Origin of the sequence: Pseudoalteromonas lipolytica (assembly GCF_003515105.1) — a bacterium.
Lineage (GTDB): Bacteria > Pseudomonadota > Gammaproteobacteria > Enterobacterales > Alteromonadaceae > Pseudoalteromonas > Pseudoalteromonas lipolytica.
Window position 1 is genome coordinate 1,539,979 of record NZ_CP032090.1, and the last position, 25,841, is coordinate 1,565,819.

Annotated in this window: 27 protein-coding genes; 10 read left to right on the plus strand and 17 right to left on the minus strand. The window is 41.6% G+C overall.

Features of this window, described 5'->3' with window-relative positions:
* The first annotated feature begins 92 nt into the window (after positions 1-92).
* Positions 93-752 (plus strand): signal peptidase I, encoded by a 660-nt coding sequence (gene lepB, locus D0907_RS07045; protein ID WP_118844212.1) that lies wholly within the window; start codon positions 93-95, stop codon positions 750-752.
* A gap of 110 nt (positions 753-862) precedes the next feature.
* Positions 863-1,678, plus strand: a complete 816-nt coding sequence (locus D0907_RS07050) for a hypothetical protein (RefSeq protein WP_230237481.1) — start codon at positions 863-865, stop codon at positions 1,676-1,678.
* Between the two features lie 63 nt (positions 1,679-1,741).
* Here D0907_RS07050 and metG read toward each other — a convergent pair whose 3' ends face one another.
* Entirely contained in the window at positions 1,742-3,766 is a 2,025-nt protein-coding gene (gene metG / locus D0907_RS07055; protein WP_036968946.1) for a methionine--tRNA ligase, read from the minus strand.
* 178 nt (positions 3,767-3,944) lie between these two features.
* On the opposite strand from metG, the gene apbC reads away from it, so the two are divergent.
* The 4 genes from apbC (at position 3,945) to D0907_RS07070 (ending at position 8,852) form a co-directional block, all read left to right on the plus strand.
* Entirely contained in the window at positions 3,945-5,024 is a 1,080-nt protein-coding gene (gene apbC / locus D0907_RS07060; protein WP_074988318.1) for an iron-sulfur cluster carrier protein ApbC, read from the plus strand.
* Positions 5,025-5,163: 139 nt separating this feature from the next.
* On the plus strand, positions 5,164-5,310 hold the full coding sequence (locus D0907_RS21025; RefSeq protein WP_162898032.1) for a hypothetical protein: 147 nt from the start codon (positions 5,164-5,166) through the stop codon (positions 5,308-5,310).
* A 340-nt stretch (positions 5,311-5,650) separates the two neighbouring features.
* Complete coding sequence (gene dcd, locus D0907_RS07065; RefSeq protein WP_036968938.1) at positions 5,651-6,238, plus strand: dCTP deaminase; 588 nt, start codon at positions 5,651-5,653, stop codon at positions 6,236-6,238.
* A gap of 187 nt (positions 6,239-6,425) precedes the next feature.
* Positions 6,426-8,852: an EAL domain-containing protein gene (locus D0907_RS07070; protein ID WP_162898033.1), complete on the plus strand. Its 2,427-nt coding sequence runs from the start codon at positions 6,426-6,428 to the stop codon at positions 8,850-8,852.
* Here the strand turns inward: D0907_RS07070 and D0907_RS07075 are convergent.
* Positions 8,818-9,597, minus strand: coding sequence for a CLCA_X family protein (locus D0907_RS07075; RefSeq protein WP_371915637.1), 780 nt, complete (start codon positions 9,595-9,597; stop codon positions 8,818-8,820). The two genes, D0907_RS07070 and D0907_RS07075, sit on opposite strands and share 35 nt — an antisense overlap.
* The gene (locus D0907_RS07080) at positions 9,594-10,193 is read right to left on the minus strand and encodes a tRNA-uridine aminocarboxypropyltransferase (protein WP_065979822.1); all 600 of its coding nucleotides are present in this window, start codon (positions 10,191-10,193) and stop codon (positions 9,594-9,596) included. Before D0907_RS07080 ends, D0907_RS07075 begins: the two co-directional genes overlap by 4 nt.
* Before the next feature lie 126 nt (positions 10,194-10,319).
* On the opposite strand from D0907_RS07080, the gene D0907_RS07085 reads away from it, so the two are divergent.
* A complete protein-coding gene (locus D0907_RS07085; protein WP_065979823.1) occupies positions 10,320-10,664 on the plus strand; it encodes an Hpt domain-containing protein in 345 nt (114 codons plus the stop codon).
* A gap of 93 nt (positions 10,665-10,757) precedes the next feature.
* A complete protein-coding gene (locus tag D0907_RS07090) occupies positions 10,758-11,975 on the plus strand; it encodes a pyridoxal phosphate-dependent aminotransferase (RefSeq protein WP_036968919.1) in 1,218 nt (405 codons plus the stop codon).
* A gap of 334 nt (positions 11,976-12,309) precedes the next feature.
* On the opposite strand, the gene D0907_RS07095 is transcribed toward D0907_RS07090, so the two are convergent.
* The 4 genes from D0907_RS07095 to D0907_RS07110 are packed head-to-tail and all read right to left on the minus strand — an operon-like array spanning position 12,310 to position 15,210.
* Positions 12,310-12,777, minus strand: coding sequence for an outer membrane lipoprotein (locus D0907_RS07095; protein WP_036968917.1), 468 nt, complete (start codon positions 12,775-12,777; stop codon positions 12,310-12,312).
* A gap of 12 nt (positions 12,778-12,789) precedes the next feature.
* Complete coding sequence (gene lpoB / locus D0907_RS07100; protein ID WP_036968915.1) at positions 12,790-13,401, minus strand: penicillin-binding protein activator LpoB; 612 nt, start codon at positions 13,399-13,401, stop codon at positions 12,790-12,792.
* Between the two features lie 10 nt (positions 13,402-13,411).
* Complete coding sequence (locus D0907_RS07105) at positions 13,412-13,837, minus strand: YcfL family putative periplasmic lipoprotein (RefSeq protein ID WP_036968913.1); 426 nt, start codon at positions 13,835-13,837, stop codon at positions 13,412-13,414.
* Between the two features lie 8 nt (positions 13,838-13,845).
* Positions 13,846-15,210: a COG3014 family protein gene (locus tag D0907_RS07110; RefSeq protein WP_036968911.1), complete on the minus strand. Its 1,365-nt coding sequence runs from the start codon at positions 15,208-15,210 to the stop codon at positions 13,846-13,848.
* 161 nt (positions 15,211-15,371) lie between these two features.
* On the opposite strand from D0907_RS07110, the gene D0907_RS07115 reads away from it, so the two are divergent.
* A complete protein-coding gene (locus D0907_RS07115; protein WP_074988381.1) occupies positions 15,372-16,205 on the plus strand; it encodes a DMT family transporter in 834 nt (277 codons plus the stop codon).
* Between the two features lies 1 nt (position 16,206).
* Here the strand turns inward: D0907_RS07115 and D0907_RS07120 are convergent, their stop codons facing one another.
* The 7 genes from D0907_RS07120 to D0907_RS07150 form a co-directional block, all read right to left on the minus strand.
* A complete protein-coding gene (locus D0907_RS07120) occupies positions 16,207-16,890 on the minus strand; it encodes a M15 family metallopeptidase (protein ID WP_036968909.1) in 684 nt (227 codons plus the stop codon).
* The gene (dapE, locus tag D0907_RS07125) at positions 16,887-18,017 is read right to left on the minus strand and encodes a succinyl-diaminopimelate desuccinylase (RefSeq protein ID WP_036968908.1); all 1,131 of its coding nucleotides are present in this window, start codon (positions 18,015-18,017) and stop codon (positions 16,887-16,889) included. Before dapE ends, D0907_RS07120 begins: the two co-directional genes overlap by 4 nt.
* Positions 18,017-18,361: an ArsC family reductase gene (locus tag D0907_RS07130; protein WP_036968906.1), complete on the minus strand. Its 345-nt coding sequence runs from the start codon at positions 18,359-18,361 to the stop codon at positions 18,017-18,019. Before D0907_RS07130 ends, dapE begins: the two co-directional genes overlap by 1 nt.
* Before the next feature lie 5 nt (positions 18,362-18,366).
* Positions 18,367-18,864: a PTS glucose transporter subunit IIA gene (locus tag D0907_RS07135; protein ID WP_075593652.1), complete on the minus strand. Its 498-nt coding sequence runs from the start codon at positions 18,862-18,864 to the stop codon at positions 18,367-18,369.
* A gap of 4 nt (positions 18,865-18,868) precedes the next feature.
* Positions 18,869-19,261 carry an ACT domain-containing protein gene (locus D0907_RS07140; RefSeq protein WP_036968903.1) on the minus strand — a complete coding sequence of 131 codons (393 nt, stop codon included), beginning with the start codon at positions 19,259-19,261 and terminating at the stop codon, positions 18,869-18,871.
* Between the two features lie 210 nt (positions 19,262-19,471).
* Positions 19,472-21,628 carry a phosphate acetyltransferase gene (pta, locus tag D0907_RS07145; RefSeq protein ID WP_036968900.1) on the minus strand — a complete coding sequence of 719 codons (2,157 nt, stop codon included), beginning with the start codon at positions 21,626-21,628 and terminating at the stop codon, positions 19,472-19,474.
* 2 nt (positions 21,629-21,630) lie between these two features.
* Positions 21,631-22,845, minus strand: coding sequence for an acetate kinase (locus D0907_RS07150; RefSeq protein ID WP_118844213.1), 1,215 nt, complete (start codon positions 22,843-22,845; stop codon positions 21,631-21,633).
* Between the two features lie 272 nt (positions 22,846-23,117).
* Here D0907_RS07150 and yfbV point away from each other — a divergent pair, with 272 nt between their 5' ends.
* Positions 23,118-23,564, plus strand: a complete 447-nt coding sequence (yfbV, locus tag D0907_RS07155; RefSeq protein WP_036968894.1) for a terminus macrodomain insulation protein YfbV — start codon at positions 23,118-23,120, stop codon at positions 23,562-23,564.
* Here yfbV and D0907_RS07160 read toward each other — a convergent pair.
* From D0907_RS07160 to xthA, 3 genes are read right to left on the minus strand one after another with little or no spacing between them, the layout of a single operon-like run.
* Positions 23,561-24,358 (minus strand): putative RNA methyltransferase, encoded by a 798-nt coding sequence (locus D0907_RS07160; RefSeq protein ID WP_118844214.1) that lies wholly within the window; start codon positions 24,356-24,358, stop codon positions 23,561-23,563. The two genes, yfbV and D0907_RS07160, sit on opposite strands and share 4 nt — an antisense overlap.
* Positions 24,355-25,005, minus strand: coding sequence for an energy-coupling factor ABC transporter permease (locus D0907_RS07165; RefSeq protein WP_118844215.1), 651 nt, complete (start codon positions 25,003-25,005; stop codon positions 24,355-24,357). Before D0907_RS07165 ends, D0907_RS07160 begins: the two co-directional genes overlap by 4 nt.
* Positions 25,002-25,811: an exodeoxyribonuclease III gene (xthA, locus tag D0907_RS07170; RefSeq protein WP_065979830.1), complete on the minus strand. Its 810-nt coding sequence runs from the start codon at positions 25,809-25,811 to the stop codon at positions 25,002-25,004. The genes D0907_RS07165 and xthA overlap by 4 nt, the downstream gene beginning before the upstream one ends.
* Between the last annotated feature and the right edge of the window lie 30 nt (positions 25,812-25,841).

Sequence of the window (25,841 nt, forward strand, 5' to 3'; positions counted from 1 at the left end):
ATTTTTATCTTTGAAGTATTTCGTTACATTTAGCTAAGAACTAATTTGAACGGCAAAGACTCTTAATGAAACTAACAACACAAGGAACGAATATGAATTGGCTTGCTAACGTATGGAAAAATAACCGTTCATTGATTGTATTTATCTGCTTAATGAGTGTATTTAGGAGTGCTGTTGCCGATTGGTATGAAGTACCCACAGGGTCTATGAAACCGACAATTGTTGAGGGAGACCGTATTTTAACCAATAAAATGGCCTATGATTTACGGTTACCATTTAGTCATATATCACTGGCGCGCCTTGATGAGCCAAAAGCGGGCGATATCATTGTATTTGATTCAACTGCTGCTAATAACCGCTTAGTCAAACGTGTGATTGCAGTGCCGGGTGATACGGTTACTTTAGTTGATAATAAATTGATTATTAATGGTCAAGTACTTGATTACTCGCTAGTGGATGATGAAGCAGGACAGCAAACGTATTTAGAAAATCTTGCGGGTATTAAACATGCAATTCAGGTGTCGAAGACCCCCTCTGTGATGCAGCATTTTGCGCCAGTGGTTATCCCTGCAGATATGTATTTAGCGATGGGAGATAACCGTGATAACAGTGCAGACTCGCGTGTAATCGGTTTAGTGCCGCGTAGTGAGCTGTTAGGAAAAGCAGAAAGGGTGCTGGTGTCGCTTGATTATGATCATCATTACTTACCCCGCAAAGAGCGGTTTCTTAAAGATTTATATTTAGCACCCTGAAGATGAAATAGTTAAGTGTGAGTAAGCGTCAGATAATAATTGGCTATTTATCGTTTTGTGTCTCAATATTGACTACATGAAAAATAATACGTCTAAATAAGGAATAATCAGTGACGGACAGCAAACGATTTAAGCCTTTTATTGTTTACTTTTTATTGATGAGTTTTGTTGGGTTAGTTGCATGTGGTTCGAGTTCAAAGACTGAAAACCCAATCGCAACCGAGCCTGACAGCTCACTTCCTAATAATAGCACCGGCATTGTTGATAATAGCGCAAGTGCTGATTATAACATTATCATTTATGGCAATAGTCATAGCGCAAAACTTGCGACCTTGCTTGAGCAGTTAATTTCGAGTGAGTTAAGTAATAGTCAGGTTGCGACCCTCACGGTGAGTGGCCGTTTTTTGGATGAAATAGTTAACTCCCCCGGGAATATCGAAAAGCTAAAACAAAACAAGTGGAGTCATGCGATTTTTCAAGGGCAAAAGTATTCTCAATCGGGATCTGTAAATTATTCTACGGCAGAAACCGAGCGTCTAATTGCGAATGCAAAAGTGCTGGGAATAACGCCAATTCTATTCCCTGAACACCCACAAAGGGGGGATAGTAAAGAAGGTGAAGCGGTTTATAAGTTACATTTATCCATTAGTGATAAAGAAACGAGCTGTGTTGCGCCCATCGGTTTAGTGTGGGACAAAGCGATAGCAAGATTACCAGAAGTGAATTTATACCATAGTGACGGTAATCATGCCTCGGATGCTGGGCATTTGCTAACTGCGATGACCTTTTATGAAATTATTACCGGAGAACTTGCCGATACGCTTTCTTACAGCGCCTCTTTCCCTATTACTGAGCAACAGCACCAAGTATTTGGCCAAATTATTACCCAAGTATTAACCGAACACCCCGCGTGCCCAACAACATAAATGCCGAATATAAAAAAACCGTTGTGTTTGCACACAACGGTTTTTTTACAATAAGGTTTTACCTTACATGACACGCATGCCTGGCTCTGAACCCTCATCAGGGTTAAGAATATAGATTTCTTTGCCGCCAGGGCCTGCTGCTAACACCATGCCTTCAGACATACCAAAACGCATCTTACGTGGTTTAAGGTTCGCTACCATAACGGTCAGCTTGCCTTCGATGTCTTCAGGCGCATACGCAGATTTAATACCGGCGAATACCTGGCGAGTTTCGCCACCTAAATCTAACGTCAATTTTAATAATTTATCAGCACCTTCAACGTGTTCTGCTTTTGCAATTTTCGCTACACGTAAATCAACTTTAGCAAAATCATCAAATTCGATTTCAGGGCTGATTGGCTCTTTCGCTAATGGGCTATTAGGATCAATCTTGTCTTTTTCAGCGACGAGGCTTTCTTTTGATTCTTCAATCATTTTATTTACTTTATCCATTTCAACGCGTTGCATTAACGGTTTAAATTTATTAATAGCATGACCCACAAGTGCTGTTTGCACACCTTGCCATGTTAATGCGTCATTTAAAAAGGCTTCAACATTGGCAGCCATTCCTGGTAAAACAGGCTTTAAGTAGGTGATAAGCACACGGAACATATTGAGACCAAGTGAGCACACGTCATGCGCTTCTTGTTGTTTTGCTTCGTCTTTAATTAACACCCAAGGAGCTTTAGCATCAATAAATTGGTTGGCTTTGTCTGCAAGCGCCATAATTTCACGAATAGCACGGCTATAGTCACGATTCTCGTAATGATTAGCAATGCTGTCTGATGCCGCTTGGAATTCACTTAGTAACGCTTCATCCATCACTGTGTCGCTTAGTTTTCCGTCAAATTTCTTGGTGATGAAACTAGCACAACGGCTTGCAATATTGACCACTTTACCAACCAAATCTGAATTTACACGCAGGGCAAAATCTTCAAGGTTTAAATCTAAATCAGTAATACCGTTGTTAAGTTTTGCCGCGTAATAGTAGCGTAGATATTCAGGGTCTAAATTATCTAGATAAGTACGTGCCTTTACAAAAGTGCCTTTAGATTTAGACATTTTTGCGCCATTTACGGTGACAAAGCCGTGAGCGAATACATTCGTTGGTTTTCTGAAGTTTGCCCCTTCTAACATGGCAGGCCAGAATAAACTGTGGAAGTAAATGATGTCTTTACCGATAAAGTGGTAAAGTTCGGCTTCTGAGTCTTCACGCCAGAACGCATCAAAGTCGATGCCTTTCTTGTCACATAGGTTCTTAAAGCTGGCCATGTAACCGATGGGTGCATCTAGCCATACGTAGAAGTATTTACCTGGAGCACCTGGGATTTCAAAGCCAAAGTAAGGTGCATCACGACTGATATCCCACTGCTGCAGGCCATCTGCAAACCATTCGTCTAACTTGTTAGCCATTTCTTGTTGGATAGTGCCAGAGTGTAACCACTCTTTTAGCATGTCTTCAAAGGCTGGCAAGTCAAAGAAGTAGTGCTCAGAGTCTTTTAACACAGGCTCCGCACCCGACATGACAGAACGTGGATTGATAAGTTCAGTTGGGCTGTATGTTGCACCGCATGCGTCACAGCTATCACCGTTTTGATCTTCAGACTTACACGTTGGGCAAGTACCTGTTACAAAACGGTCAGGTAAGAAAATGCCTTTTTCTGGATCAAAAAGCTGAGAAATAGTGTGCTTCTTAATGTGGCCCGCATCATTTAAGCGGTTATAAATAAGCTCGCTTAACTGCTTGTTTTCTTCGCTGTGAGTGCTGTGATAGTTATCAAATTCTATGTTGAAATCAGCAAAGTCGCGTTGGCGTTCTACACTGACATTTTTAACCATTTCCTCTGGCGTGATCCCTTGTTTCTGCGCATTAAGCATAATGGGGGTGCCGTGAGCATCATCTGCGCACACGTAATAGGTCTCATGACCTTGTTGCTTTTGAAAACGCGCCCAAATATCAGTTTGGATGTATTCTAATAAATGACCTAAGTGAGTCGGGCCATTGGCATAAGGTAATGCGCTAGTAATCAGGATCTTTCGCTGTGCCATAATCATTCCGAATTGAGGATAGTTCGTTGCAAAAATGCATGAATATCATTATTTAATTCATTGCGAGTTGCCTATATACAAAACAACGCAATGATATTATCTAATTGTCTGGTTTTAATGCCTTGAATGTTACATAATTCCGAAGCACTTTTCATCAAAGAAACGCTATTTTATTGCTATGTTTGGACTGTCAAAATTATTCTCTGGTAAATCGGCTGAAAAAGAACCGCTACTTGATGCGTTAGCTGCTTATAGAAGCAGCGCATTTGCGATTGGGATTGAAGCCCAATGGGTAAAAGAAATAACAATAAATACCGACAAAAGCTTTAAGGTTAAGCTGGAATTACCCTTTGCTGGCAAGGGAGAATTAGCACAAATCGGAGAGTTTGTTAGCAATAAGCTCTCAGTATCGGTGAGCATCGACGCCGAGGTGTCATTACCCAACCAATGCTGCTTTAAGCAGATTAAGCAGATTGTACTTGTTGCATCTGGCAAAGGGGGAGTGGGTAAGTCGACAACGGCTGTGAATCTTGCCTCAGCACTTGAGCAAGAGGGAGCTAAAGTGGGGATTTTAGATGCTGACATTTATGGCCCATCGATCCCTTTACTTTTAGGTCTGCAGGGTGCTGAGCCTAAAACACTGGATAATAAAACCTTATTACCATTTGAAGCACATAATTTGAAAGCGCAATCAATTGGTTTCTTAGTGCCGAGTGATGATGCAACAGTGTGGCGAGGCCCCATGGCATCGGGGGCGCTTAATCAACTTATGAATGAGACCGATTGGGGTGAACTTGATTACCTCATCGTTGATATGCCGCCCGGCACCGGTGATATTCAACTAACCATGAGTCAAAAAGTACCTGCTAGTGGCGCTGTAATTATTACAACACCGCAAGATTTAGCCCTAGCTGATGCACAAAAGGGGATTGCTATGTTTAATAAAGTCAATATTCCAGTATTGGGTCTTATTGAGAACATGAGTTACTTTTTATGTGGTCATTGCGGCGAACCCAATCATGTATTTGGCAAAGATGGCGCTGTAAAATTAGCTCACCGCCATGGTGTGCCTGTATTAGCCAACATCCCTCTTGCGATTGAAATACGTGAAAGCTCGGAGCAAGGGCAGGTAATTTCTCGAGATAATGCAGCATCAATCAGCGCTACCTACAAAAATGCTGCACGTGTCCTAGCCAGCAGCTTGCATTACCAGCAAACACAAAATAGTTCGGTAGAAATACTGATAACAGAAGATTAAACACAGAAAAAATGTTAATTTTTTGTTGTTTATTACTCATTGTGACAATGAGGTATTTGTGTTTTTGTGCTTAATGAGTGCATTTACTGCCCTTTAGAGTGTTTTCTGTCTACTTAAAAGACACATAAAACAACTTGCGATGGCGCTTTCTGTAGCGACATTAGCTGGCTGCGGTGGCTCTGCCACAGAAACAAAAATTGACACTATCGACCCAAGTGAACCCACTTCTGATTGGGGGATGGTATGGGAGGATGACTTTAATGGCGATTCAATTGACAAAAACTAACATCGCGAGAGTACGAACTCGTTAACGTATTTGAAGGTTCATATTTTCTCAGCTTATGTCGCGTCTTGTTATACATTCATTGTATTAAAAAAATCATTTCACCCCATACTAAACGTAAAAGTTATTCTTAACGGTTTAAATGAGTATAAAAAATTAATTCATGAAGAAATGTCTGTAAGACTAACTTGATAAGTGAGTTTTGTGTCACAATAATCCCAGCATACTGTGAGCTTTAACGCTTATTGATTGCATTAAATGCATGAACTAACGTGAAGCAAGATAATTTTTACAGCGCAACATGTTGATAATAACTGTTTGGCTGTTTTAGGTAGAATAATAAATGAGATTATCAGATACCCATATTCAGCAATATATTAACGAGGGTCGTATCGTTATAGAACCTTCACCGAGCAAAGACATGATTTCTGGGGTGACGGTAGACTTACGTTTAGGCAATAAGTTTCGAGTGTTTCAAGATCATACCGCAGCTTACGTTGATTTAAGCGGTCCGAAAGATCAACTTAATAAAGCGATGGAATCAATTATGAGCGACGAAATCGTGTTAGCGGAAGAAGAAGCCTTTTTTCTTCACCCAGGCGAATTAGCCTTGGCGATTACGCATGAAAAAGTTACGTTACCCGCTGATATTGTGGGTTGGTTAGATGGCCGCTCCTCACTCGCTCGCCTTGGTTTAATGGTGCACGTAACGGCACACCGAATTGACCCAGGTTGGTCAGGTAATATTGTGCTTGAGTTTTATAACTCGGGTAAATTGCCTTTGGCATTAAGACCGATGATGAAAATAGGGGCGATGAGTTTTGAGACCATGACCAGCCCAGCCGAAAATCCTTACAACACCCGTAAAGATGCGAAATATAAAGATCAAAACTCGGCGGTAGCGAGTCGTATTAGCGACGATAATAAGTAAGCTTTTCTTATGTGGCCTACGGGCCACAGTACTTTAATTGCAAATCGTTCCCAAAAGTTGGCAATTTACGCTGTTCCCCCCCATACTTTTAGCTGGTGTTTAATGGCACGGAGCTAAAATGCTTTCAATCAGCAGGTGCATCCTTACGTTTTATAAACAGCTGGTAACTGCTACTTGTTGTCTTTTTTTGTATACCTTTACAGCGACTTTAAATGCGGCTGAACTCCCTGTTTGGCTGATAAACACTGATGACCCAGTTTTTATTGTTAGCCAATCACTGCAGCAGAAATTAGACGATAAGCATAAAGTAAATATGCTTGAACCCAAAACACTTCGCTTAAAAGCACACAGTTCGTATTGGCTTGTCATCGACTTAAATAAGTTACCAAGTAATCAAGACTACGTTGTGTATATTGCTGAACCCAACTTAACGTGGAAAAAGTTTTATCTTCTTGATGATTTATTACAAATTCAAAATAAAGATAGATTGGCATCATTAGTCAGCTTATCGAGTGTGAGACCACACTGGTTAGTCGATCACAATCGTCAAAATCGCTGGGCACTTCTTAATTTCCAACATGAGCATGCGATATCAATTGAAGTCGGGGTTGTTTCAGCTAAAACGTTTGAAGTTAATTTACACCAAACAATTTTGGGGTATGGCGCTATCCTGGGTGTCTTGGTTTTATGCATGTTTGTATGTGGGGTGTATTACTTCATATCGAAACGCTTTAAGTATCTGACATTAAATGCTTACTTCGTTTTAGTGACCATTGGATTTATGATAGATAATGGTTTAACGAGCTTTTTTGTTAGCGGGTTAGAGTGGAGCGCTAAGTGGCTTATAAACCAGTATGCATTGTGTTTTGGTGCTTATTTTTTGTATCACTTTGCTGCAATAAACAGACTTAAAAGTCACTATAAATCGGTGTGGATCGCTTTATTAGGTGTGTCAATAATTACTGCAATAATGGCTTCGTTATTGCCGCAACTCAATCTGCAATCGTCGTACATTTTTAGTTGTATTGTCTTTTTAATGCTCGCAGGTATTGCGATTACTATTTTGTACAAAGGAAAAGGTGAGCGTACGCGTTTAAGATTATTAATGGTGCTTACATTGTCTGTTCAAGCGTTTAGTTGGTTGGTGTGGAATGGCTTTGGTGTTGGTAATCACACCATGCAAAATGTCATTCTATTATTCACATCGTTAGCTATTAGTTCATTGTTGTTACTTAAAGATAGACACAGAATTTCATCATTTAATTATTCAATGACACATGATGCGGATACAAAATTACCCAATAAACAATTGCTACTGAGTGAAATAATGAAAAAAGTAGCGCACAAACAACATTTTTCTGTGATGTTGTTCAGGCCCCATGTCTTGGTAAATGCCAGAGCAACATTTGGCTATGAGCATGCTAATAACTGCATTGTGACTACGCTGGATTTACTTACCCAACAGCTTGAATCGATTAATGCTTTAAGGCTGGAAACCCATGTTGATCAAGGTGTCTGGATAGCACGCGTTGATGACAGTATTTTTGCTTGTGTTGTAATGGGGGAGTTGGAACTGAGTCATATAGAGCAATTTGCTTGTTTGATTCATGGAGTGTTTGAAGAGGGCATCACGCATAACAATGTAAAATTAGTTGATAGTGTTGATATTGGTGTTGCCCATTATCCTTTACATGGTAATACCGCCAGACAAATTCTACAGTGCGCGATTCAAGCTATGAGTGAAAAGCGCCTGCAAGGTGAGCGCTGGCGTATGTTTGATTTAGAAAGTGCGAGACTCTCAGAGCAAAGGCTGCTCATTGCCGCATCATTAAAATTAGCGATTGAAGAAGACCAATTAAACTTACATTTTCAGCCACAGATATGTTTAGAAACGGGTGATATTGTGGGTTGCGAAGCGCTACTTCGTTGGCATCACCCTGCACTTGGAGCAATCGGCCCTGATACCTTTATTCCGATTGCTGAGTCCTCAGGGGTCATTAATCAACTTACCGAGTGGGTCGTTGCGAAAGGCATAGAATGGCAAGCAAGGTTTTGTGAGTTAATACCTGAGCATGTCATTTCTATTAATATCTCGGCAAAAGATTTGCTCAATAAAGATTTACCTGTGCTGTTTATTACTAAGTTAAATGAGCTAGGTGTAAGTGCTGATTCTGTGATGCTTGAGTTAACAGAATCAGCGACCCTGGAAGAAAGTAAAAATATAAAAATAACACTGGACGATTATCGCTTAATTGGTGTGAAACTCGCCATTGATGATTTTGGTACAGGTTACTCTTCACTCGCTTATTTAAGTCAACTGGGCTTTGATGAGGTGAAAATTGATAAGCAGTTTGTTCTTAATCTCGCTTTTTCGTTAAATGATCAAAGTATCTGTAAAGCAACCTGTGATATTGCTAAAACGCTCGGTGCCAAAGTGGTGGCCGAGGGCATTGAAGACCCGCAGAGCTTGGCCATTTTACAACGTTATGGCTGCCAAATAGGGCAGGGATATTACTTTTCCAAACCGCTTGAGGCTGACGATTATTTACTGTGGATCAAGAACTTTAAGTCGGTTGATGTTAGCCACGATGTAAAAGCACACCTAGTTGATTAAAATACCGTAATAATGCGTCTGAGCAGCGTGATGTATGCTCTATGCTTGGGTAAATTAAACCACCGTCATTTAAGCCACTCACTAAAAAACTATTTTTAATCGCAGGATGGACAGCAATGCATTGCTCAAAACACCGTGCCGCAAGTTCTTCTGGCATGCTCATATAAATATGCTGTCGTTGTTTATCAAAGGCTATCGATTGTGTGACGAACTCGTTTGGGTTATTACCTTGAGTATCTAAAAAAACCTGATGAAAAAACTGATTGAGGAAATGATTTAACGGGTGTGTTAAATCAGGTGTTTGGGTTAACCACAATGATGAGCAAAACTGCATGGGTTGTCTGTGTGGGAACATATGCTGGCAAATATGGTGATCAAAGGCATGAAACCACTCATGTGCGAGGGCTCCTCCTCCGGCATTTTTTGCCAGAGCAAGTGTTTGGCTTTGCGCATTATAATGTGCTTGCACTCCTTTTTGACCGCCATGACCGAAAGCAAAATTCAGTTTGCCACGAAGGCCCATTGCCACAGGTGGTAATGACAGTATTTGTGCGAGATCTGCCAGCGCGTCATAAATTAAATTTGCAGCTAATAATCGTTCTTGCTTGGTAACCCAATGACCCACAACGAGGGTACGAAATCCGAACGTGTCGCGAATATCGTCAAAATCAACTTGGTCATCAAAACGGTAATCGGGACCTTGGCGGCTAAACCCCGCACTTAAACGTTTAGACACTCGCATTATAAGTAACGTGCCTTGACTGCTTGAGGCATGTGCTGAGTTTGTTTTTCAACAAGCGCCGTGAGTAAGTGATAAAGCGGGTCAACATTACACTGTTCGATTAAATTAAGGCTCTGTGCAACGGCTTCTAATGTCGACAAGCTATCGGCGCGAGGTGCTTTTCTGATCACGTATTTGTTTTTTGGTAAAGTGGCGAAGCTGACAGCCTTGAAGTGCTGCAAACTTGGGGTCAGCATCAGCATTTTGTAGGCTTTTTTCCATGTGCCATCAAGCACCACTAAATGAGTAAGCTGTTGTTTAAAGTCTAATGTTGCATCAGTGCACTTATCAAGCATGATTGCATTATCGGCGGGATACAACAGTGCCGTGCTCTGTGTTGGCAGTGAGGCAAGCTCAGGAAAGTCTTGTTCAGACTCGCCACTCAAAATAATACAGTTCGCTAAACCTAATTTAAGCAGGTGCGCTGTGTTTTTAGTTACTTTTTCTTCGCTAGGATGACGTAATATAATGATTTTTAGTTTATTATTAATTATGCTTATCGCATTACATAAGCAGGTTCTGACTGAAAAGCCACAACCCGAACACAGTTCTCTAGCCATATTAAACTTCTAGCATACAATTAAAGTATGGCTATTATACATGAGCTCTGGTCATAGGGTTGCTTTTTTACAATGAACAGCTAGAGTTGCGATTTAAATGATGACGTTTTTGATCAAGGGATAAACATGACGACGATCACAATAGATGAAGGTGCACTTGAAGGTATGGAATCGCTTTTGGGTGATCAATTTGCCGACACCTTAACCTTTTGCTGCAGTGAGTTTCAACGCTTGAGTGGTGAAGTTTTAGCGAATTTGGATTCAGAAAATGAAGTTGCTGCGCGTCATGCACATAGCTTAAAGTCAAATGCTGCGCAATTCGGTGCATCGAGCTTATCTGATGTTGCTCGCGAAATTGAACAGGCGTTAAACGAGGGGCATGTGGATACAGCAATAGAAAAGTCACAAAACCTTGACGCGCAAGTTGCAGGTTCAGTTGAAAAACTACAGGCCTGGTTTGCTGGTCGCTAATAACTTGAATTTATTTCAGTTATAACCTCAAAAATCCACTAGCGTGGTTAGCCTCTGCTAGGTTAGTCTTAGGGTCTAATAGTAGAGGTAACCATGTCACAAATAAAAAAGAGTCACAAACTTAACGGTGTCTGTTATGACATTCGTGGGCCTGTGCTTGCACAAGCTCGAAAAATGGAAGATGAAGGTCAAAAAGTTCTCAAGCTTAATATTGGCAACCCTGCGGCCTTTGGTTTTGATATGCCTGAAGATATGCACCGCGATATCATCCGTAACTTGTATTCAGCCCAAGGCTACTGTGACTCTAAAGGCCTTTACTCTGCCCGTGTGGCTGTTTATCAACACTATCAGCAACGTGGATTATTCAACCTAGATGTCGACCATATTTATATCGGTAATGGGGTGAGCGAGCTTATTCAAATGACGACTCAAGCATTGCTTGATAACGATGATGAAGTACTGATCCCAGCACCCGATTACCCACTATGGACCGCGTCTGTTAAATTAGCGGGTGGTAACCCTGTTCATTATTTATGTGATGAAGAACAAGATTGGTTTCCAGATATTGCTGATATAAAAAGTAAAATTACCTCAAAGACAAAAGCGCTGGTACTGATTAACCCGAACAATCCAACGGGGGCTGTCTACAGTGATGACTTATTAATGGAGCTTATTAATATTGCGCGAGAGCATAAGCTGCTGTTATTAAGTGATGAGATATACGAGAAAATTTTATATGACGGCGCCACACATACCTCAATAGGGGCGTTGTGTGATGATGTGCCTATTATTACCTTTAACGGCCTTGCAAAAACATACCGAGCAGCGGGCTTGCGTATGGGCTGGATGGTATTAAGTGGCCGTACAAGTGTAATGGAAGACTTAGTGCGTGGTTTAGATATGTTGGCATCTATGCGCCTGTGTGCCAATGTACCTGCACAATATGCGATTCAGCAAGCATTGGGTGGTGTACAGTCAATCGATAATCTAATTAACCCCGGTGGGCGCTTGTGTGTGCAACGTGATATTGCATGGCAAGGACTAAATGCGATAGACGGCATTAGTTGTAAAAAACCAAAAGGCGCACTGTATGCCTTTGCAAAAGTTGACACCGACAAGTTTAAGATTAAAAACGATGAACGCATGATCTTAGATTTGCTAAAAGCCGAAAAAATACTGCTCGTGCACGGCAGGGCATTCAACTGGCCTGAGCCTGACCACTTTAGATTGGTGTTTTTACCGAACAAAGATGATTTAACTGAAGCAATGGGTAAGATGCAACGATTCTTTGCAGATTACAAACAGAGCTAAAATCATCGCTCATAATAGCGAGATAAGGCTCTAATGCCGTTCACTTTAGGTGAGCGGCATTTCTTTTTATGAAGTAACGATTGCTCGCTGTTACTTTTACCAGTTTGTAATAATACTTAATAATACTTAATAATACTTATTCCAATGTGCAATAAGACTTAATCATTTTGAGGAATTGAACCTGTCGCTACCCGCGTTAAAAATCTCTGACTTACGACGGCATAGATGCAGAGCAATTACCGAGAACACCTAAATAACGACATTTTTGTCTTATTATCAACGCGGTTTTATTGCCTCAAAATAGATTACTTAAATAAGCAAATTGGTATTACCATTAAAAAGCCTTATCTACGCGAACGGTGTTATCACTTAAATAAACAAGACGAACTTTGTCACCTTGATTAAATATCATCCGACTATCCTTGTCTTGAACGACCATGTATTGCTCGCCACTTTCTACTTGAATCATTAACTCAACAAGTTGATATTCAATATAACGGCTTGATTGCTGACGGTTGTGTGCAATCGACCCGCCAATCATTGAACCAAGAATAGTTGCCACAGTTCGACCACTTCCGCCGCCAAATTGATTCCCTACAACACCGCCTAATAGTGCGCCGCCAAAGGTTTTCCAGCCATTTGTTTGGTCTTTAACCAGTTCTTGCTCGGTAATATTACGAACTGACTGCACTGAACCAAACAAAACTTGCTGCACGGGAACCGCTTTATTACGCTGATAATCAGCGTAACTGGGCGCACTGAGCAGTAAACATAGGCTAAATAAACTAATAAGGTACTTCATATAACCTCCTGGCTACCAGCCAAAAGTAGATTTTTCGCGTGTTTTACGGATTTCAGTTTCATCAGCCCACTCAATCAGGCCACTTTTTAAATCCATTAAACGCATTGTGAATTTATAATAGACATCGGCTTTATCTGCATTAGATTTTACAATGCTCGACAGGTTACCGTATAACATATATTGCGCTCCCACTTGCTGACCAAATGCGATTGCAGTATTGGGATTGACGAGTGGGTCGACATTTTGGAAATTAAGCTGTTCGCGCACCGCTTCGACACGCGTCATATCAACAAAACGGAATTTACCGCTGCGTAATAATTGTGTCGAAATTGAGTCAGTGATTGATTCTGTATCAATATGCTCGCTGGTTTTATTTTTTATCCGCTCAACAAACACGATAGGACGCGAATTTGCTGTTAATGTCCCCACAACAGGCGATGCCAATAACGAATCTGTCATTTGGCTTGCGACCTTTTGCAAATCAGTTGAACCAAAGTTGATATCGGTTGTTTCAACAGCCTGAGCATCACCATAACTGACAACTGCTTTGTTGGCACAGCCAGATAACAGTAACGACGTTGCAATTGCGATAGCGGTGGCTGATTTCACTGAATATAATTTCATTGTGGCTTCCTTAATCTTCGAATTCTTGTGCTTCTGTTGAGACTTCACGAACAGCAAGCGAAAAGGTGACTGCATCAGATGTTGGGGCTAAGCCCGGTAGTTGTGTTTTTGCAAAACCAAACAAGGTAATTGCTTGCCATGGTGAGTGATTGCCTTTTATGACAAACCCATCGGCGTCATACCAAGTAAATTGATATTGTAAATATTGAGACTTTTTATACTGACTTGCTAATGTCACAACCACATCGGTTAAGCCATTGGTTTGGCGAGTTTTTACATCAGAAATCGCAAGCTTGTTACCAAGTTCAGGGTTATTAACAATAAGTTGTTGATTATATTGTTGTGATGCTTGCTCGACACCGATACCAGAGGTGGTTGGGCGAGAGGAGCAAGCCGCAACGAGTAATAGGGTTAGTAATGGCACTAAATATTTCATTATTGCTCCTAGAGTTGGACTACATGTGAGTCAAAGTAGTTATTAATAAAGGTTAGGTAGACAAAGGTTAACCCCTGCTTACTAACCGCAAAGTCAATTTTTCCGTGCCCTGACACCCACAGAGAGTGATTACCAGGGGTCATTGCTGTTTGTGCGATACTTAACTGATTTGGTAAAGTTAACCAACTGCGAGTATCTGCTTGCTCAGAGGCAAGGTTATATATATTCGCTAAAATATTGCCGACATCACCACCACTTCTGGCAAGTTCTGCACGCATTTTTTCTTTTGCCACTAGCCTCAAAACTTGTCGTGAAACTCTGCCCGCGCTTTGATCTTTCAATGTTTTCGCTGCAAGTGACTCAAGCCGAACTATCGGCGTGAGTGTTAAACTTTCACCCGAGACCGTGATATTTTTTTGTGAGCTCACATAAGGCACGTCGCTGTATACGGGCATGGCGATACTGTAAAAACGCGCATCGCCACGCGAAGTATAAATGGGTAACCGTAAATTATATTCTTGCTTAGCAGGGATCAGGCCTTGCTCGGCAATAATAATAACCTGACCTTGATTGGCGTTGACCTCATTGAGCTTACCAAAACGCTGACTAAAAGTTTCAAAGTCTTGATCAAAACCTTGTTTTTTAGCGAGTCGTAATACATTTTGTTGTAAATATGTATTATCGGTGTTTATCTCTAGGGCTTTTTTATAATCGATATAGGCATCATCAAATTGTTTATTCGCCTCATAAAGCATACCCGATAAATAAAACGTAAAAGCATTTTGAAAACCGTTCTTCACATCACCAATTAGCGTGGTCATGTCGGGGTAGCCAGCGGCGGCTTCTTCAGTGCGTTTATCGAGCTCAGCTTGATTATCTTTCAGTGCATCTTCTTGTACTTTGTTTGCACGCCTTATTTCTACTAAAGCCGATTCTAATTGGTTTTCAAATACATAACTAAGCGCTTTATAGCTATGCAACATAGTCATTTCGTACGCGGGTGGTTCATAACTAATGACTGAGTCATTGGTTAATAATGCGTTACTTTGCTCAATACCTGCGCTTATTTGTAGTTTTGCAGCTTGGCGCTTTTTTTCCATGTTCATATAAACAGCTTCAAATGTGCTGTTAGCCTCAGAGTGCTGATCTGATAAAAACGCTAACCGCGCAGTTTCCAGCTGATTTAACAAATAGTTACTGTGCATTGAACTGTTACTAGGTAATAGTTGGTTGGCTGTGTCGATATCATTTTGGCTGACAGCTTGGCGCACTGGCCTTAGCTGTGTTGCATAATCTTGGAATAGATCAGTAATACCTATGGTACTGCAACCAGATAACAGTAAAACAGCTCCAATAAATAAATGTCGATGCACTGAATACTCCTATAAGACAATGTAATCAGAGTAGCATACGCGACTTAACCGTCTATGATAAATTATGTAAAAAATCGTAAGTGATTTACGTTTAGAACGGTCTTGTATTTTATTATCAAAAGGATATCTGTATTTTGCTAACCACTGTGTTCTATACCTTGATGGCTTTGTGCGCTTTTGCCGCCAATTCTTTATTGTGCAGAATGGCTTTACAAAGTGGTGATATTGACCCTTTGAGCTTCACTGCCATTCGTTTAGTCAGTGGTGCATTAACCTTATTTTTGTTAATGCAATGGCAGGTTAAATCAGTTAAATCGATGACCGTTGTGGACAGAGGTAATAACTTAAGTGCATTGAGTTTGTTTGTATATGCGCTGTGCTTTTCAATTGCTTACGTTAATTTAAACACGGGAACGGGGGCGCTGATATTATTCTCAGCAGTGCAATTGACGATGATAGGGCACAGTATTATCAACAAAGAGCCATTGCGTAAATTACAGTGGGGCGCACTCATCGTTGCTTTTGCCGGCTTTGTGTATCTAATGTTACCCTCTGCAACGGTTCCATCCTTATTACCCGCGGTGTTAATGGCTGTCAGTGGTGTTGCTTGGGGAATATACAGTATTCGAGGAAAAACATGCGAAGCGCCTCTTCAAGCAACCGCGTATAACTTTCTTAGGAGCTTAATGCTCGTACCCATACTCATTTTGTTAGTGACGATGCAATGGCACGCTGTATCACCTACCGGCATTTGGCTTGCTATAGCCTCGGGTTCACTGGCATCAGGGGTTGGGTATAGTATTTGGTACTTAGTGTTACCTAAACTCAAAAGCAGTCAAGCAGGCGTTGTTCAACTTATTGTGCCTGTACTAGCAACGTTTGCTGGTGTGGTATTTTTAAATGAGCTATTAACCATGAGGTTAGTGATAGCCAGCGCCTTAATTCTTGGCGCTGTTATGGTGTTTCTATTAGCAAAAAGGCCAGTGAGAACGTAACTTATTGTGGGCTATTTACATTTAATACGTAGCGTTCATATAAACTGTTTAACTCGGATAAAATGGCTTTTTTGCCACATAAGTCGCTCTCAGTTATGCGCTGTTGTAATGTGTCGATAGAAAGGTACTGCATCATGTTTGCTGACTGCGCTATATGGCTGATATGCCATGGTTCAGGTGCAACGCCACCCATGTACTCTCGGTATGGACGAAAAAAGCCATATTTCTCGAGATTATCATCAAGCCACGCTGTTAATCTAGCAAATGGCCCAGAAGTTGAATACTCTTCGGGGCTTAATTGCAGTTGATAACTATCACTGATGGCTGCAGTGTCGTAAATATCTAAATCGGTACCAAAATGATGTCGACTCGCGCCGGGTAAGGCTGAATAAAGCATAATTGCGTGGCATTTTTCAGCATCGCTCAATGCCGATAGGTCAACGGTTTCTTGTTCAAGGGTATAAACAGGGCGAAGGCCTTTAAATTTAGCATTCCAAATTACACTTTGGCGCGTAAAATCACGAAAACTTGAGGCAATTCTAAGCTCAATTCCAGCCCTTTTAGCGCCTTGTTGTAATGCTAAAAAGTCGGTAACAATATCTGCATGTAAACGGTGGTTCTGCAGCTCAACTAAATGTGAGCTACTTGACCCTGTAACGCATTGCAGTAAATCGGGCTGACTCATGTTAACAATTGCTCGAGAATGGTTTCGTATATTTTTGCAAGTTGAATGAGGTCGTCACAGCTCACGCATTCATTCACTTTATGAATTGTGTCGTTGCGAGGACCAAGTTCAATGACTTTAGCACCTGTCTGTGCGATAAAACGTCCATCAGACGTACCGCCTGTGGTTTCAAGTGCAGTATCGCGACCCGTAACGTGTTTAATGGCGTTTACCGTTGCGTCGACGAGCGGACCGTGGTCGGTTAAGAAAGGTAAGCCATTAACAATCCAGCTTAATTCGTAGTTTAAGCCATGCTTTTCAACAATTTTAACAACGCGTTGTTGTAGTTCCTCATAGGTTACTTCGGTGCTAAATCTAAAATTAAATTGAATGTCTAACTCACCAGGGATGACATTGCCTGCACCGGTGCCACCATTAATGTTTGATACTTGGAAACTGGTCGCTGGAAAAAACGCATTACCTTCATCCCACTGAGTTTGGCTCAGTTCTGCAAGAACTGGGGCAGCTAAATGGATGGGGTTTTCAGCAAGGTGAGGGTAGGCAACGTGTCCTTGCACTCCTTTGACAGTTAAAAACCCTGTGAGAGAGCCTCGGCGGCCATTTTTTACAACATCTGCGAGCACATCACGCGAAGACGGTTCGCCGACCAAGCACATATCAATCTTTTCACCACGTGCTTCGAGTGTATCAATCACTCGGGTTGTACCATTGATAAATGGGCCTTCCTCGTCAGAGGTGATTAAAAATGATATGGAGCCTTTATGGTCAGGGTGTTTAGCAACAAAGCGCTCAGTTGCGATAACCATTGCTGCTAAAGAGCCTTTCATATCTGCAGCACCACGGCCATGAAGCATACCGTCTTTAATAAGGGCTGAAAAAGGTGGGAATTGCCAATTTTTTTCTGGGCCTGTCGGGACAACATCGGTATGTCCGGCAAAACAAAAGTGGGGAGATTCAGTCCCTTTTCTTGCCCACGTATTAAGCGTGTCGGTAAAAAATAGCGACTCAATATTAAACCCTAGCTTTTCTAAGCGTTCGTTCATAAGCGCTTGGCAGCCTGCATCGTCAGGGGTGACCGATTCTCGTTGGATGAGTGCTTGGGCTAATTCAATAACGGGATCAGTCATTAGGCAAAAATCTCGTCGTATTGAGCAGCTTTAAATCCTAAATGATACTGACCGTTATGAATCAGTACTGGACGTTTTATCATTGCTGGTTGCGCGACAAGGAGTGCTAAAGCGCTTTCTTTATCTAAATTTTGTTTTTGCTCATCAGTGAGTTGACGGTAGGTTGTTCCACGCTTATTGACGAGTTCTTGCCAGTCTATATGTTGTGCAAATTCGGTGATAAGGTCGATACTAATGCCGTCTTTTCGATAGTCATGAAAAGTAAAGTCATAATTTTTATCAGATAAATATTTCTTGGCTTTTTTAATTGTATCGCAATTGCTGATACCATACATGATCGTCATAAATTCTACTTTTTAGTTACTGTTAGTAATGTATCTACCCCAGCGGTGACCTGAGATAACGAAAAATAAAGCGGTCCAAGGTTTGCAGCATTCAACACACACAGTGTGCCTATCATTGGGCGCGTTAATTCACGTAAATCGAAATACGCTAAGCGTTCGCCTTGGGAAATTTTATTGCCGTTTAATTTAGCAATGTTGGTGTGATTAATGTGATCATCTTCAGATGAAAAATATAAATTTATTAAAATTTTCAGGCCATTGTTTGCTTGTAATAGGTATTCTTTACCCGCATTTTTAACTTGTAATAAGGTGCCATCGAACGGTGCAATAATGTTATGGCTTGTGAGCTCAACAGAAATCCCCGGACCCAATGTCGAAAACCGAAAAAAGGGCTCAGGGTGTTCTGTTATTGGTTTTACCCGACCGCTAAAAGGGCTTTTAATGGCCATTATTTGGCTTTTTCTTAGCGTACGCTCTGGCAAGTATTTTACGTCGTTACTCATGGGGTTACTTTTGCTCACCGAGTACATGGTAGCCGTCTTTTTTTAGCGCAGTTATGGCTTTTGGCATACTTTGTTTTTTTACCAATACATAATCAGTGTCATACGTTGATAACGCAAAAATTGAAATAGAGGCTTTTGCTAATACCCCAGAAATATTTGCCATTATCCCCGTTAGTGAAAAGCCCAATGGACCAATCACTTCAAGTGCTAGCCAATCAGTCTCTTGATCAAGGCTTTGAAGTTCAAAACTACTCGGACAAACAATCGATAATTCGTCAGCAGTTTTAGCAATAAAAAAAATGGCTTGTTGAAGTAAGGCAGGATCAATTGTGTCATTGACATCAAGGCTATGAATCGTAAGTTCTGTGCTATGAAGCTGTAGCGTTTGTTTTGACATCTGTAATCCTATCTAGGTCGCCTTTAAATTTATAGTATATATAAATACGAGTAAGTTAAAGCGCAATAAATTTAGTTGCCGTGTTTTTAGTCAAAGAGGGGCTGGAAGGTTGTCCACAGAATCTGTGGATAAATATGGGAATAGCTCAGTATAAAGAAGGTAACAGGCTAATTTATAAGTGAATTATAAACTAGCCTAATTTTTGAGGGGTTATTTTAGTAAGCTTTCTGCCTGTTTTGCTTGAATCGCCGTAAGGGCAATTGTGTAGACAATATCGTCAACTAATGCACCGCGACTTAAGTCATTCACAGGTTTACGCATACCTTGCAACATAGGCCCAATACTGATGAGTTCTGCACTTCGTTGTACGGCTTTGTAGGTTGTATTACCGGTATTAAGATCTGGGAACACAAAGACAGTTGCTTTACCCGCAACAGGGCTGTCAGGCGCTTTCTTAATTGCGACATTTTCCATAATTGCGGCATCGTATTGAAGAGGACCGTCAATGATGAGATCAGGGCGTTTTTGCTGCGCTAACTTGGTGGCTTCACGCACTTTTTCAACATCAGCTCCTGAACCTGATGTGCCAGTACTGTAACTGATCATCGCAACACGGGGTTCAATGCCAAATGCAGCGGCAGAGTCAGCTGATTGAATCGCAATATCGGCGAGTTGTTCAGCCGTTGGGTCAGGGTTAATAGCACAGTCACCATAGACTAGCACTTGATCAGGTAACAACATGAAAAACACGGATGATACTAATGACGAGCCTGGTGCTGTTTTAATAAGTTGTAATGGCGGGCGAATCGTATTAGCAGTGGTATTAACGGCCCCTGATACTAATCCATCTACTTTGCCTTGTTCGAGCATCATCGTACCAAGTACAACGTTATCAAGCAGTTGTTCTTGTGCAACGACTTCTGTTAGGCCCTTGCTTTTACGAATTTCTACCATTGGTGCAACATACTCGTTGATCACATCTTTAGGTTCAACAATGGTTACATGGTCGTTAAGCTCAACACCTTGCTGTTGTGCAATACGTAAAATCTCTTCTTTATCACCAAGGAGAATGGTTTTGGCAATCCCGCGTTGGCCACAAATTGCGGCAGCTTTAATTGTACGTGGCTCATTACCTTCGGGTAACACAACCGTTTTGTTCGCTTGGCGTGCTTTGTCTGTTAATAAGAAACGGAACGCTGGCGGTGACATTTTTCGGGTGCGACCGACGCTTTTCGCAAGACTGTCTAGCCAGTCAGAGTCGATGTGGCTGGCGTTATGGTGCTTCACTTTATCGATACGTTGGTCATCATCACACGGCACTTCCATATTAAAGTTGTGCAGCAGCAATGAAGTGCGCCAAGTGTCTTCTTTTGTGGCAATAATAGGCAAACCAGTGTCCATTGCTTGCTCACATAACTGCATAATACGGTCTTCAGGTTTAAAACCACCGGTGAGTAATATAGCGCCAATTTTTGTACCATTCATTGCTGATAAGCACGCAGCAACGAGTACGTCGGAGCGGTCACCGGGCGTAACCAAAAGGACGCCTGGGGTAAAATGGTTTAAAATATTTGAGACCGTGCGAGCACAAAAAGTAACGTGACGTAAACGTCGGTGTGCCATATCACCTTCATTAATGACTTCCGCTTTTAAGTATTCACATAAATCTTTAACGCGAGGTGCAACAAGATCAAAATCCCACGGAATTGAACCAAGTAATTTAAATGGGTGTTTTCTAAAGATAGGCAATGAAGCTAAACGGTTTAATTCGTTTTCAAGTTGCTCAGGTTCATGCGCTTCAACAAGGTCAGCACGTGCGCGGCCTTCTTCATCAAGTGGGGCATTCACTTTATTAAAAATACAGCCTAATACGCGAGGGTGATTGACGCCGCCGTAGTTACCAGAAGCAATTTCTAAGCGGTCTTCAATTTGGTCATTACTGTCGTTGCTTGGGGTTAGCACAAAGACAATATCAGCCCCAAGAGTTTGCGCTATCTCACGGTTTACTCGCCCAGCATAAGGCTGGCGTCGCGTTGGCACCATGCCTTCGATGATGGCAATTTCGTCTTCTTTTATGGTGTTTTCAAAGCGTTCAACAATTTCTTCAAGTAGATCATCTCCCTTACCATCCCCAATCATTTGCTCAGCATAGGCTAAATCAAAAGGCTTAGGTGGAGTGATGGGGGAGCCATGAGTCACAATTTGTGTTGACTTCTCGGGGCCTGTATCACCTGAACGAGGCTGTGCAATCGGTTTAAAAAAGTTTACTTTTAACGCTTTTTGTTCAAGTGCGCGTACTAAACCAACCGAAACGGATGTTAAACCAACCCCTGTTGAAATAGGGATCAACATTATTCTGCGAGCCATAATTAACACTCCTTCGCAATGCGTGCTGCGTCGTTTGCTATTACCCATTCTTCATTGGTTGGAATAACAAAGGCTTTTGTAAAGGCATCACCTTGTGTGATTAAGCCTGCGTGACCAAAGCGTGCGGCTAAATTTGCTTGATCATCACAAACAAGGCCTAAAAAGCCTAATTGTGTGATCACTTTTTTGCGAATGATGTCTGAGTTTTCACCAATACCCCCGGTAAAAATCAGCGCGTCTAGGCGCTGCAAAGGCACCATAAATGCGGCTATTTGTTTTGCTAATCGGTAGCAGAAAATATCAAGCGCAAGATTAGCCTGCTGATGACCAGCAACAGCCGCTTCTTCAATTGTGCGACAATCGTTAGATAACTCACTGATACCTAATAGACCACTTTGTTTGTTTAGTAGATCATCAATTTCTTGTACAGAATAGTTAAGTTGCTGGGTTAAAAACGTAAATAAACCCGGGTCAATGCTACCGCTTCGCGTGCCCATCACAAGGCCTTCAAGGGGGGTTAGGCCCATACTGGTATCAACACTGTTGCCATCTTTAATGGCGCACACAGAACAGCCATTACCCAAATGAGCACTGATCACATTGGTTTGTTCGCGTTCTTTGCCAAGTAATTTTGCCGCTTCACCCGCTACATAGAAATGGCTGGTACCATGAAAGCCGTATCGTCTCACGCCATGCTCTTTGTATAACGAGTAAGGTAGGGCATACAAGTAAGCAATATTTGGCATTGTTTGATGGAAAGCGGTATCAAATACTGCAATTTGTGGCAGCGTTGAAAATGCCTGCTGCGCAGTGCGAATACCAAGTAAATTTGCAGGGTTATGCAAGGGGGCTAAGGCTGCCGTTTTTTCAATCGCAGATAATACATCGTTGTCGATTAGCACTGACTCGGTGAAATGTTCTCCACCGTGAACAACACGATGCCCGACAGCTATTAGGTTGTCTGCTAAACCTAAACTATTCACCAGATTAACTAACTCAGCGATTGCCGCGTCATGTGCTTGACCATTTGCTAGTTCAATAACTTGCTTGTTGCCCTTGTATTTGTACTTAATTGAAGGTGTTTCTGAGCCTAATCGTTCAGCAAGACCAGAAATTATTTCGTCGGAGGTGGTGGCGTCTAAAATGGCGAACTTTAGACTTGAACTACCACAGTTTAATACTAAAACATGGCGTGGTGAGCAAGGTTGCAAAGGCATAGCTGAGTCCTAAAAATACAATATCAGAGTGAGTACGGCTTGATAATTAGTGTTCTGTGCCAGTATAGTAAAAACATATTTTGTTGCTACACTTAACAGAGTTAGGTCGTAATTATACTAAAGTCTTGTTGACTTGTGCCGATAATATTTTATCTCATTTAGTTGTTAAACGTTAGCCTGATTAACAAAAAACTAGGACAGGTTTTGCAGGGATTGTGTCCGGGAGTGTGTTACACTCACATGTGAAACAGTATGAAAACCTAGGAGTGATGATGCAAAAAAGTGTCATGTCACAAGTGCAAACAGGTCGCCAATACGCCAAAAAGTGGCCTATGCGACAAGAGCTTGCTCCCTTGTTTGCTGAATTTAAAGTGATAAAAGCCACTGAGCTTGCCATTACAGTAATGCCTATACTGGCAATGCTGACTGTGTTTATGCAAGTAAACTACTTAGGCAGTGAATTTTTCCCACAAGCAATTACAATTGCATTATTTTTTCTGTCATTACCATTGCAAGGTTTGTTGTGGTTAGGTAAACGCGCAGAAACTCGGTTAGAGCCTGCAATGTTTAACTGGTACACAGAGCTTCATAGTAAAATGAAAGCGCATGGTTACCAGTCGCAATTAACGACTGAAAAACCACGCTATTCTGATTTGGCTCAACTGCTAAAAGATATGTTCGAAAAAATGGACAAAGCCTTCACAAAAGAACACTTTTAGTCACGAATAAACTGGCTCACATAAAATGATAATGTCACTGTTTGCGGGCCTTTTTGTTCTATTTCTTGCCAATGTTCAGGGCGAAATTTCCACGCAAATGGCGTCATCATTATCAAATGCTTAATGTCTTCAACACTTAATACGGTTTGTTGCTCAAGTAGCTCTGTCGATTTTGTGCTAAAACCATTGGGCGCTTCTATCTGGGTATGTGGTTTAACATCTGCGTAAATAAACGACTTTAACTCTTTAAGGTGCCATGGGCCGGGGCTTGCCACAATCAATGTGCTTTGGGGTTTTGCTAGGCGCGCGAGTTCGTCTGCAAAAAGCGGGGCAAAGACACTTACCAGTACATCAGCTTCACTATCTGCAAAGGGCGATTGGCTAATTGATGCGACACTAAAATGGGCATTTTCATAGCGTTTTGCGGCATATTTCACTGCCGGTTTCGAAATATCGACCCCATACACTGTTGCATTCGATGAGTTCGCTATCGCTTGGGTGTAAAACCCTTCGCCACAGCCAAGATCTATTACTGACACAGGTTTTAATTTAGAGACTAAGCGAGCAATAGCGTGCTGTAAAAAGCCATAATGGCCAGCAGATAAAAAGGCGCGGCGCGCTTGTACCATGTCGAGGTTATCACCCGGTTGCTTCGACTTTTTATTTTGTACGGGTAATAAATTTACGTAGCCTTCTTTGGCAATATCAAAGCTGTGATTATTCACGCAGCGATATGTTTTATCAGTTAAAGTCAGTGCGTGTTTGCAAAGCGGGCAGTGGTAGTGAAGACTCATGAGTCTAAGTAGTCCTTATCATAAAAGGTTTTAACCCAATGTGGGCGATAGGTGATCAATAAGGTAATAGCCATGCCATTGAGCATCGCTTCAGGAAACCAAATTATGGCACATAAAATTAGGTAGTTTTGCGAAATTTCAATCAAGCTATATTCACCCATAACGTAATAGAGCATGCCACTGGTGAGTATTTTAATACAGGCGATGAGTGCAGCAGTTAAAAAGGCACAGAAAAAGATATAGATAAAAAAGTGTTTTGGTAAGTAGGTATAGCAAAGCACAAAACACAGGTAGCTGAGCGAAATGGGTATAAAGGCAGTGAAAAGTAAGTGAATCGGCAGAAGGCTTATGGGCAACTGAGCCACTAAAATCAACAAGGCACTTGCCAGTACACTTGCAAAAATTGCCAACCGCCAGCCTAAAATAAGGGTAACGGCACTGACCCCTAGTATATGCAATTCGAGGCCAGGTAAAATACCGGCTTTTATACGCCACAGCACAGCAAGCACAAGTGCACAGGCAAGCACACCTACTTGTCTGATTGGCGTTGCCAATAGCTGTGCAAAGCTGTTTTTATCAAAGCTAAGCCAAAGTATGAAAGCCACACAGCTCCACAAAGGGAGCTGCCATTGCAATTGCTCTATCATGCGTCAAAAGAAGACCAGATTGGGGCGTGATCTGATGGCTTTTCGATTCCACGTAATTCGTAATCGATACCAGATTCGACACAACGCTCAGCAAGAGTTGGAGTTGCTAAAATAACGTCGATACGCAGTCCTCGGTTGTCATCAAACCCTTTCGAGCGGTAATCAAACCACGAATACTGCTCTGTTTTTTCAGGGTAAAGTTCGCGGAACGTGTCTTTAAAACCCCAATTTAATAATGTGGCTAGCCATTCACGCTCTTCAGGTTGAAATGAGCATTTACCGGTTTTTAACCAACGTTTACGATTTGGCTCACCGATACCAATATCGAGGTCAGTCGGTGAAATATTAATATCTCCCATCACGATTACATCTTGATCTGGCGTGTGGTTATCATTTAAATGCGTCATTAAATCTTTATAGAACTGACGTTTATAAGGAAATTTTGTTTCATGAGCAATGTTGTCTCCTTGCGGAAAGTAACCATTCATTACCGTTAAGTCACGGCCATTTTCTTGCGCCACAGTTACGCTGATCATACGGCGCTGTGATTCGTCTGTATCTGTTGCAAAACCTTTAACAATAGACTTTGGCTCTTGCTTACACAGCATAGCTACACCGTAATGCGCTTTTTGACCATGAAAATAAACGTGATAACCCATTTTTTGCACGTCTTCGAGAGGGAAGGCTTCATCGTGAACTTTAATTTCTTGTAAGCCAATGATATCAGGCTGATGTTTATCGATAACGGCTTGCAATTGATGTAGACGAGCACGCAGCCCGTTAATGTTGAATGAAATTACCTTCATCGTGCACCTATAAGTTATTTTTGTTTAGAA